The sequence below is a fragment of the Kamptonema animale CS-326 genome (assembly GCF_028330895.1).
In the GTDB taxonomy this organism is placed as follows: Bacteria; Cyanobacteriota; Cyanobacteriia; order Cyanobacteriales; family Microcoleaceae; genus Kamptonema; species Kamptonema formosum.
Map to the genome: position 1 here is coordinate 1 of NZ_JAQMUA010000239.1, position 10,058 is coordinate 10,058.

General features: G+C 44.6%; 8 protein-coding genes. 2 read left to right on the top strand and 6 right to left on the bottom strand.

The window, feature by feature from the left end:
• Positions 1-265 precede the first annotated feature (265 nt).
• From PN499_RS13605 to PN499_RS13625, 5 genes are all read right to left on the bottom strand, one after another.
• Positions 266-1,672: an NAD(P)(+) transhydrogenase (Re/Si-specific) subunit beta gene (locus PN499_RS13605; RefSeq protein ID WP_272032504.1), complete on the bottom strand. Its 1,407-nt coding sequence runs from the start codon at positions 1,670-1,672 to the stop codon at positions 266-268.
• A 67-nt stretch (positions 1,673-1,739) separates the two neighbouring features.
• Positions 1,740-2,033, bottom strand: a complete 294-nt coding sequence (locus PN499_RS13610) for an NAD(P) transhydrogenase subunit alpha part 2 (RefSeq protein WP_007357167.1) — start codon at positions 2,031-2,033, stop codon at positions 1,740-1,742.
• Positions 2,034-2,169: 136 nt separating this feature from the next.
• On the bottom strand, positions 2,170-3,324 hold the full coding sequence (locus PN499_RS13615) for a Re/Si-specific NAD(P)(+) transhydrogenase subunit alpha (RefSeq protein WP_272032506.1): 1,155 nt from the start codon (positions 3,322-3,324) through the stop codon (positions 2,170-2,172).
• Positions 3,325-3,996: 672 nt separating this feature from the next.
• The gene (locus PN499_RS13620; RefSeq protein ID WP_272032507.1) at positions 3,997-4,482 is read right to left on the bottom strand and encodes a CRR6 family NdhI maturation factor; all 486 of its coding nucleotides are present in this window, start codon (positions 4,480-4,482) and stop codon (positions 3,997-3,999) included.
• A 141-nt stretch (positions 4,483-4,623) separates the two neighbouring features.
• On the bottom strand, positions 4,624-6,765 hold the full coding sequence (locus tag PN499_RS13625) for an ATP-binding protein (RefSeq protein ID WP_272032509.1): 2,142 nt from the start codon (positions 6,763-6,765) through the stop codon (positions 4,624-4,626).
• 428 nt (positions 6,766-7,193) lie between these two features.
• Here PN499_RS13625 and PN499_RS13630 point away from each other — a divergent pair, with 428 nt between their 5' ends.
• Both PN499_RS13630 and PN499_RS13635 read left to right on the top strand, forming a co-directional pair.
• Positions 7,194-7,328, top strand: coding sequence for a hypothetical protein (locus tag PN499_RS13630; RefSeq protein ID WP_272032510.1), 135 nt, complete (start codon positions 7,194-7,196; stop codon positions 7,326-7,328).
• Complete coding sequence (locus tag PN499_RS13635; protein ID WP_272032511.1) at positions 7,325-8,368, top strand: pentapeptide repeat-containing protein; 1,044 nt, start codon at positions 7,325-7,327, stop codon at positions 8,366-8,368. Before PN499_RS13630 ends, PN499_RS13635 begins: the two co-directional genes overlap by 4 nt.
• Before the next feature lie 164 nt (positions 8,369-8,532).
• On the opposite strand, the gene PN499_RS13640 is transcribed toward PN499_RS13635, so the two are convergent.
• On the bottom strand, positions 8,533-9,864 hold the full coding sequence (locus PN499_RS13640) for a D-alanyl-D-alanine carboxypeptidase (RefSeq protein ID WP_272032512.1): 1,332 nt from the start codon (positions 9,862-9,864) through the stop codon (positions 8,533-8,535).
• Positions 9,865-10,058: the final 194 nt, after the last annotated feature.

The window sequence follows — 10,058 nt, forward strand, 5'->3', positions numbered from 1 at the left end:
CTGTAGTCCTGATGGCGCGATCGAACTTTCATTGAAGTGTTGGTAATTGGTAATTGGTAATTGGTAATTGGTAATTGGTAATTGCTAATGGCTAATTGGTAATTGGTAATGGCTAATGGCTAATGGCTAATGGCTAATGGCTAATGGCTAATGGCTAATGGCTCACAACAAAAAGCCCGGTTTCTGCAAGAAACCGGGCTAAAATATTAGCTTAAAACCCCAGAGAAACTCCACTCAATCAGAATTTATCTGCGGTAAAAATTCCTTACAACTGCTTCACTTCAGACACCAACTTGGCAACTACATCCTTAGCGCCACCAAACAGCATCATCGTTTTATCCTTGTAGAAAAGCTCATTATCTACACCAGAAAAACCAGCATTCATCCCGCGCTTAATTACGATTGTATGCTTTGCCCTTTCTACTTCTAGAATTGGCATTCCATAAATCGGACTAGCTGTATCGTGACGGGCCGCTGGATTTACTACATCATTTGCCCCAATTACTAGAGCTACATCAGTCTCATCAAACAAAGGATTGATATCATCCATATCGTACAATTGCGGATAAGGCACGTTCGCTTCTGCTAATAGTACGTTCATGTGTCCCGGCATCCTTCCGGCTACTGGATGAATCGCATATTTTACGTCAACGCCAAGGCCTTCCAATTGATCGGCCAATTCGCGGACAGCGTGCTGTGCTTGGGCTACGGCCATCCCATAACCAGGAATGATCACGACCGATCGCGCATAACCTAACATCATGGCGCTTTCTTCCATGTCTATGCTGCGAACAGTCTTGTCGATCGCACCACCAGCAGCAGCAGTCGTCGCCCCGCCACCGCTACTACCAAAGGCACTAAACAAAACGCTTGCCAAAGAACGGTTCATCGCCTTACACATAATCTGTGTGAGGATGATCCCCGAAGCGCCTACAAGTGCCCCCGCGATGATTAGCATATTGTTCATCAAGATGAACCCAGCCACACTCGCCGCAATCCCCGAATAGGAGTTTAGCAGCGAGATCACCACAGGCATATCGCCGCCGCCAATGGGCAAGACGAACATGATGCCGAGTACGTTGGAGATCAGGACTAAACCCAGGAATACTGCGAAATTTTCGGGATCGAAGACTAAATAAGCGCTACCGGCTAACAGCGCGATCGCCAATGCAGCATTTACTGGTTGCTGAAAGGGAAAGGTAATCGGCGCACCGGGAAGCAATTCTTGCAATTTACCAAAAGCCAATAAGCTACCAGTAAAGGTGATCCCGCCAATCAACACGCCCAAAACGATCGTGATTGTAGTATCAGGAGTGGGAGATTCTGGGATGCTGAGGTAGCGCCAAAATTCGCCGACGGCAACTAAGGCAGAAGCCGCACCACCAAAGCCATTGAGCAAACCTACCATCTGCGGCATATCTGTCATTGCCACAGTTTTCGCCATGATCGTTCCCAAAATGGAACCAGCGATGATACCGACGACAATTAGTTCGTAGCTGATAACTTGGCGTTCCAGCAATGTACCAACGATCGCGATCGCCATCCCAATCGCAGCTAAAACATTACCTTGACGCGCCGTTGCTGGCGATCCCAATTGTTTCAAACCAATGATGAATAATGACGCAGCTACTAAATAGCTTAACTGAATGCCACTAGGCAGAAAATCGCTCATAAGTCCTCAAAGAGAGTAGAAATCGTGAGGTTAACAAAAGAATCCCATTTCCAAAGGGTGGAAAGCCTTAAGCTTTCACCTCTTTTTTCTTGAACATTTGCAACATCCGATCTGTCACCAAGAAACCGCCGACGACGTTAATCGTTGCCAATGCGATCGCGATCGTCCCTAAAATCGAAGTAACGCTAAGATTTCCTTGGCCTGAAATCAAAATTGCCCCCAAAACCGCGATCCCAGAAATCGCATTAGAACCAGACATTAAGGGTGTGTGCAGCGTTGGTGGAACTTTGTTAATTACTTCAAATCCCACGAAGGACGCTAAAACAAACACTACTAAACCCGCGATCAATCCTGATGCCATAATTTTTGTTATTGGTAATTGCTCATTGCTCATTGCTCATTGCTCATTGCTAGTTAGCAGTTATGAGTTGTAATAATTGAATTTTTAACTCAACAATTAAAACTCTTTCTTACCATTAGCCATTAGCCATTAGCCATTAGCTAACTGCTGATGGTTGAGCGTTGATTCCTAAAGCTTCGCGTACCCGCTGATTGCGGATTTCACCACTGTGGGCAACGCAAGCTCCAGTGATGATGTCATCTTCAAAATTCAAATTCAGGGCTTTATCTTTGACCATTAACTGAAGTAAAGCCGAAATGTTTTTCGAGTAAGTTTCGCTAGCGTGTACTGGCATTGATGACGGCAAATTAATCGGGCCGATCACCGTCACACCGTTCCACAGCACATCTTTACCAGGCTCAGTACATTCGCAGTTTCCACCTTGCTCAGCAGCTAGGTCAACAATCACCGATCCCGGCTTCATTTGAGCTACCATTTCTCTGGTAACAAGCACGGGCGCTTTCCGGCCTGGAACTTGAGCGGTAGTAATTACTGCGTCTGATGCGCCGACGTGCTGGGTGAGCACTTCGCGGGTGTATTGCTTGGAGGCCTCGGACAGTTCCTTGGCGTAGCCGCCAGCGGCGACTGTTTCTTCTTTTAGTTCGACATCAATAAATTTAGCGCCCAAGCTTTGCACTTGTTCTTTGACATCGGGCCGGATGTCGAAGGCTTCTACTACTGCGCCTAAGCGGCGTGCTGTTGCGATCGCCTGTAAGCCAGCTACGCCTGCACCCATTACCAGCACCTTCGCGGGGCGAATTGTACCCGCTGCGGTGGTCAACATCGGAAAATATTTGGGCAAAGTCGCGGCCGCGATCAGCACTGCTTTATAGCCAGCAACGTTAGCTTGAGATGACAGCGCATCCATGCTTTGAGCGCGGCTGGTGCGGGGGATCATTTCCATGCTGAAGGCCGTTACTTGGCGTTCGGCTAAACGTTGCACTAAACCGGGGTTTCCCAAGGGGTTCAGAAATCCGATAAATACTGACCCTTCCCGCAACTGATGAATTTCTGACTCTTGCAGTGCGCCAATTTTCAGCACTACATCCGCCTCGCCCCACAGCGCGGCGGTATCGGCTACAATCTTTGCTCCTACTGCTTCGTAAGCAATATCGGAGAAGAAGGATTGCTCGCCTGCACCGGCCTCAACCAACACTTCAATGCCCTGTTTTACTAACTTGGCTACAGCGTCGGGTATTAAGGCTACTCGGCGCTCGCCGGCCTCGACTTCTTTCGCGATCGCTACTTTCATAAACTCTCCTTAAATTTTAGTTGGAATTCTGGGATTGCCACTTAACAGGATCTGGCTTGCCCTTTCAAGCTTGGGTCTGATGCGCCAGAGCATATTGCGCTAGGGGGCCCTATCCTGAGAGCAATAAAGCCACTCGCGCATCCTGGCCTGGAGTGCGATTTCCACTCTGAGACCGGACGACTCCAGCGCCAGCGGCAAATAATGGGGTGTTATGTTCAAACTTCCAGCGCAATAAACTTCTCATTGTTGATGGTAACGGCGATTCCTCCAAATCTAGCCAGTTCTTTAACTTGTCTTATACATTTAATCCGGTTAAAGTGCTGGGTCTGTGGGTTGCGATCCTATATCAATCCGCTACCTAATTCTGTAACTTTAATGTCAAACAGGGTACTACAGAGTCAGGATTAGCAACTGGGAAAGGAGACCTTGACAAAATGCAACTATAGCTGATGGGCTAAGGATTAGCCATAGCAATTAGTCATTGGTCTTTAGCCGTTACTAACTACCAATTATTCTGATTCTAATGCCACTTAAAATCACTATATAACTATCTATTTAATTAGATAGGTGGCAGTAGGTGGCTGAGGGTATCAGTGGAAAAAGGTTAGCCTACGAGGAATTTATGGCTATCTGATAAGGTTAATAATAGCCATAAATTCCGTAATTAAGATATCATTTATGACCGAAAATCAGATCGAAAAAACCATCATCTAGGTCATAACCAAACATCTGCGACATCGACATCAACTTGGATTTACCCGCAATTCCCTGTTGATTTAACCAATCCGTTAGCACAAAAATTTTGTGCATCAAAAAGATCTCTAAAGCTTCCGGGTTATACTGAATCCCCTCCTTTTTATGAAACTGATGTGGCACTAGCATTGCTGCATATCGAGCTAATTCTCCCCCTTTCCAATCTAACAAAAATGGTAGCCAAGGATAGGAAGCGTCTAACCGGATAAACCACAACCTTACTTCCGGAATCTCGGAAAGTTCTCGCGGATCTAGAGGATCGCGAGGATAGTCGATTTCAAACTTTAACTGTTGTTCGCTAGCTGCGATCGCGCCCTCTTCCAACCACTTTTCAATCACCGTCTGAACCGATGACAGATCTAAATTATTTATACACTCAGAATTTAGCGAAATCACAATAGTCATAAAATCTCAACCTAATCGATCTTAGTTATTAGCTATCATACCAGTAATTAGCAAAAGTTGAGTTTACAAATCATTTAAAAGTGCTATAGACCTACTTAGGCACTACCCCTCGCTAATTACCTCTCTCCCTGGTATAACCCACTAGCGGATCGTCGCTGGCAATTTAATAGTAAAAATAGAGCCCTTTCCCAATTTACTTTCAACCCGAATATCTCCCCCCATCATCTGGCAAAATTTCTTAGTTATAGCAAGTCCTAAACCACTACCGTCATATCGCCGCGTTGCAGACTCATCTGCCTGAGTAAAAGCTTGAAAAACTTTCCCAATTTGCTCAGGACTCATCCCAATTCCAGTATCGCTGATTTTGAAAATAACCCATTCTTCCCCAGACATAATTTCCGATTCTTCTTGGTGATTATTGCGATGTCTGTATACATCTAAATTAACGTAGCCGCCTTCAGTAAATTTGCTGGCATTACTTAACAAACTAAACAAACATTGGTGAGTTTTGATGACATCACCATACATAGTTCCAATATCTTCGGGGCAGTTAACGGTTAAAATATTAGCCCTTTTTTCAGCCAAAGGTTGAAGAGTATTTACTACATCATTAACTATAGTCTCAATATTAAATAATTCTAAATCTAGCTGTATCTGACCCGATTCTATATTCGACACATTCAAAATATTATTAACAAGTAATAACAAATGTTTCCCCGCACTATTTATTTTTTGTAAATCGGGGATAAAATTATCAAACTCGATATCTAAAAATTCTTCAGCCAACATATCACTGTAACCGATAATCGCATTTAAAGGAGTGCGGAGTTCGTGGCTCATATTGGCTAAAAACAAGCTTTTAGCTTTGCTTGCCTCTTCAGCTTCAGTCCGAGCTTTTTGCGCTTCTTCATTTTTGGATTGCAAGTTAGTGAATAATGCTTGTAACTCCCAAGCCATCTGATTAAAAGCCTTAGCTAAAATTCCCAATTCATCTTTACGGTTAATATTTACTCTCTGGTTCCATTCCCCACTACACAAACTTTCTGCTGCAACTGTCAGATGAGTAATTGGTTGAATAATGCGGCTAGTTAGTATCCACGTCAAACCACCTACACCCAAAACAGCAATGACAGCAATCGCGATCGCTAATTTCAAAAATAACTTTTCATTTTCTAAAGCTTCGTGTTCTTGCTGCAAAATAATTACTCCCCAGCCTATGTCTAACTTTTTCCCATAGGACAGCCATTTTACACCTTTATCATCAGTAAAAGAAAATGTGCCTGTTTGACCATTTAATAAAGTTTTGACTGCTGGATAGTTACTAAGGTTAGTTAGGTGATCTCCAGATACAAAGTTGGGGTCAGGATGGGCTAGGACTGAACCATTTTCATCTACCAGGAAAGCAAAGCCTGTTTTCCCCAATCGTACTGCCCCAACTACGTGAGCCAGATCGCTAAGAAATGTGCCGATAATAGCTACTCCTTTTGTTTTAGCTCTTGCATTTACAGGGGTAGAAAATAATTTTTCTGATAGCACTAATTTTTGTACTTCATCAACTGAATCTTCTTGCGGTGAGTGAGTTGCTAAGTCTAGAAGCTGTTTGGTTGTAAGATTGACAGTACCGTTATCGGGTAAACCAGGGTAAGCTTTCTGAAATTGGGAGACTGCTTCGGCTGTTGCGCGATCGTAATTACCAGTAATTAAGCCTTTGTAGTACTCAAGTGTTTTAAGTTGCTCCTGTAATTCTTTTACAGATAAACTTCTATTGCCAGGATAAATATTAGTAAATTCTCGAATTGGTGTAGAGAAGATCATCGCAGGTTTCCCTGTGCTGTGAGAAATCACAGCTTCGCGGGTAATTTCATGACCGGCAATTGCATTTTTAAACCAGTGGCGATGGCCTCGGTAAATGCGATCGAGTGGCTGACCATTGCCACGAGAAATAACATAACCTTCTAAATTGTAAGTTTCCGCAGCATATATGTGGTTGTAGGTGCGGTTAATAGCAGTAACTAGCGGCAATTGCTGGCTGACATCCATGCTAATCGTGTTGGGGTTGTGGCTGAGGCTGTACAAAACCCGAACATTCATTTGTTCCCACCGCGAGACACTTTCCGTCAAGACATCTGCTTTTAATTCAAGATGTTGTTTGGCTTGGGTGCGGATAATCTCAGCGGCGCGATCGCTAGCAAACCAGATAGCAACTAACATGGCAGGTACTACTCCCACCATTACGCCAACTGTCATTTGGAATCGCAAACTTACGAAGAATGATCCTTTCATCACAGTATTATTTATTAAGAAACAAGATCGTTTGAGATATGGTGTTTGCTCTAAGTCGGTTCATTTTTAATATTGACCTAACTATTTTTGTGAGAGTATATACATATAACTGGATTTAGTGGTACCTATAATCCCTATTAGGGATAAAAATCATTGATTTGCCGTCTTTCCTGGAGTTGTGGAAATTTGCTGTTGATAGCTATTAGCTACACTTAGACCCTTTTTGCGCGTAAAGGCAAAAAGCAGCGACCTAAAGAGCTGTGACCTTTCCACTATGTCATAGGTTCGGGGATGGTGGATATGATAATTTTACTGATGAGTGTTGCTATAGTTAGTACGATTGGATCGTATAGCTAGCGCCTGGTGGGTGCTGAAGCTCGTAAAATATTAAGATATTACAAAGCTTTTCCTAACTGCTAAGAAATGAGGTGGTCGAATTTGTTATAATCGCCAATACCGCTCATTTTCCGATGCTGGAAGATGCGCCAACTGAGGAAAAGCGAATCCGAGAGTTTTTGCTATCTATCTATAGCTTAGCTAAATCAGGAGACTTGCCCGCATGAAGGAGCTAGATCAGTATTATAAGGTTCTGGGGTTATTGCCAGGGGCTTCTCAAGAAGAAGTTAACCAGGCTTATAAGGATTTGGCGTTTATTTGGCATCCAGATCGTATCCCTAATGATAATCCCAGACTGCAACAAAAAGCTCAAGAAAAACTTAAGGAAATTAATCAAGCACGGGAAAAATTACGGGCAATTAAAGTCACTCCTGGATCGGCGCGATCGCCCAAGTCGAAAGAGTCGTCTCGCTATGCTCAATCTCAAGCACAATGGCGATCCCAATCTGAAGCGCAATCTCGCTATCAATCTTCTGCTCAAGCAAAATCCGAAGCGCACTCTAGCTATCAATCTTCTACTCAAGCAAAATCTCAAGCTCAATCTACCTATCAATCTTCTGCTCAAGCAAAATCTCAAGCTCAATCTACCTATCAATCTTCTACTCAAGCAAAATCTCAAGCGCAATCTCCCTATCAATCTCCTACTCAAGCAAAATCTCAAGCGCAATCTCCCTATCAATCTCCTACTCAATCTCCTGCTCAATCTTACTATCAATCTCCTACTCAACCTCAAGCTCAATCTTACTATCAACCTCCTGCTCAATCTCCTGCTCAATCTTACTATCAATCCTCTCCTCAATCGCCATCCTATCCTACTTCTCCCCAGCCGAATCAAAATACAAGTCCCGATTTAAGCGGAGCAGACTTTAGGGGAGCTTCATTGAAAGAGAAGGATTTATCAGGTAGAAATTTAAGTAATGCTAACTTAAGTGATGCCGATTTGAGCGATGCTTTCCTGCATAATGTAAACCTCAAAGGAGCAAATTTGTACAAAGCAAATTTATTTAGAGCTAACCTTTTGTCAGCCTGCTTAACCAATGCTAATTTGAGAGAAACTAATTTAATTGGAGCAGATTTAAGCGGTGCAGATTTGAGCGGTGCTGACTTAACTGGAGCGAAAATTGGTTACGGCGATCGCATTCTAGTAAAACTGACCGGAACTAAGTTAACAGGAGCAATTTTACCAGATGGAAGAATTCATCAATAGAATTGCTAAGACGTTTAGGGGCTAGAGGTTAGGAGCTAGGGGCTAGGGGCTAGGGAAAGAGGGGGAGATGGGGAGATTGGGGAGATGGGGAGGATGGGTAATTAGCGATTAGCAATTAGCGATTAGCAATTAGCGATTACCAACTAACAACTAACAACTAACAACTAACCCCCGATCAGAATATCATTACGATTTGCCGCACCCAAAGCAGGTTTAGCACCGTTAATGTGGGGCGTAATTGCAAACGGTAAACTTGGTGCGAGTCCCCACTTTTTCACCAACTGCTGCAAGAACAAATCTTGTTCACTTCTCAATCCATCCCAATCACTACCGCGATTAACAATTGCGAACCAAACCAAACCCCGCTCGCGCGTTGGTATAACTCCTGCTAAGGCAATTACACGATCTAAAGTCCCAGTTTTCGCAACAGTTCCTAGAGGAATATGGCGACGTTCGAGCGTTCCTTTATCACGCCCAGACACTGGAAATAAATCAGCAATTGTTAGATTAGTGCCGTACAAATAACGTTGAATTGCTTGTAGCATTGCACAGACAGCCCTGGGAGAAATTCGATTTTCTTCCCCTAACCCAGAACCATTAATCAATTGAACTTCTGACTGCGGAACCCCAGCCGCCCAAGCAGCTTGCTGCTGTACAACTTTCGCCCCGCCGACAACATCAGCCAGCATTTCCGCCATCTCATTATCGCTGTAGATATTCATTTGCTTAAGAATTTCCGCTAGAGGAAGCGATCGCCTTTTTAACAGCAAGCGGCCACTAGCCACAGATTTCTTAGCTACAACATTACCCGCGATCGCCACACGAGGTCGAGCAGTTCCCGGAGGCATCTTATAATACAAACCCTTAACTTCCGACGACCAAATTGTAGAATCGAGCCCCTCCCGCAATAACTCGCCCGCTACCATTGGATTCGAGTCGTAATTCATCCAAAACTTGCCCACAATCACCAAATTGCCAGCAACCCGATTAATCCCCATCTTATTCAGAGCATTACCAACAGCGATCGCCTCCTCCCAAACAAACAACGGATCGCCCCCACCCTCAACCACTAAATCCCCCTGCAAAACCCCATTCTTAATCGGCCCAGTAGCACTCAGCCGTGTTTCAAACTGATAATTTGCCCCCCAAGTTTGCAGCGAAGCCAAAGAAGTCGCAATCTTCGTCAGTGAAGCCCCAGGCACCGGCACAGTCCCCTCATTACTCACCAGAGGTCTAATTCCCGACTGCATCCACACCCCCTGAGAACCCTCAAGCATCCCCTTTGCCGATAACTGCTGTAAGTATCCCTGTACCGCCGCTGCTGTAACCCCATCAGGATTTACTAAAGGCGATTGGCTAACATCGCCACCAGCCAAAACCAAGCCAGATAGCCCCCCTTCCCAAGCCAGCACCGCAGCAGCATTCAGCCCAACCTTTTGTAGGCCCGCCGCTTCCAGCCATAAAGAAATTATCCCAGAACTCAATAATTCCAACATTTTTAACTCCTATAGCACTTACACAGTCTTAAAGAGGATACGGAGCGAGGGAGATGGGGAAGATGGGGAGGATGGGGAAGGTAGGGAGGATTTAACTTCTCCATCTCCCCCATCTCCCCCATCTCCCCTATCTCCCCCATCTCCCCTACCTCCCCCATCTCCTCCATCTCCCCCGCTCCCCCGCTCCCCTGCTC

Bases quoted from the DNA above. Each gene is read 5' to 3' on its own strand.
- PN499_RS13605 (WP_272032504.1), bottom strand. From the start codon at position 1,672: ATGAGCGATTTTCTGCCTAGTGGCATTCAGTTAAGCTATTTAGTAGCT.
- PN499_RS13610 (WP_007357167.1), bottom strand. From the start codon at position 2,033: ATGGCATCAGGATTGATCGCGGGTTTAGTAGTGTTTGTTTTAGCGTCC.
- PN499_RS13615 (WP_272032506.1), bottom strand. From the start codon at position 3,324: ATGAAAGTAGCGATCGCGAAAGAAGTCGAGGCCGGCGAGCGCCGAGTA.
- PN499_RS13620 (WP_272032507.1), bottom strand. From the start codon at position 4,482: ATGACTATTGTGATTTCGCTAAATTCTGAGTGTATAAATAATTTAGAT.
- PN499_RS13625 (WP_272032509.1), bottom strand. From the start codon at position 6,765: ATGAAAGGATCATTCTTCGTAAGTTTGCGATTCCAAATGACAGTTGGC.
- PN499_RS13635 (WP_272032511.1), top strand. From the start codon at position 7,325: ATGAAGGAGCTAGATCAGTATTATAAGGTTCTGGGGTTATTGCCAGGG.
- PN499_RS13640 (WP_272032512.1), bottom strand. From the start codon at position 9,864: ATGTTGGAATTATTGAGTTCTGGGATAATTTCTTTATGGCTGGAAGCG.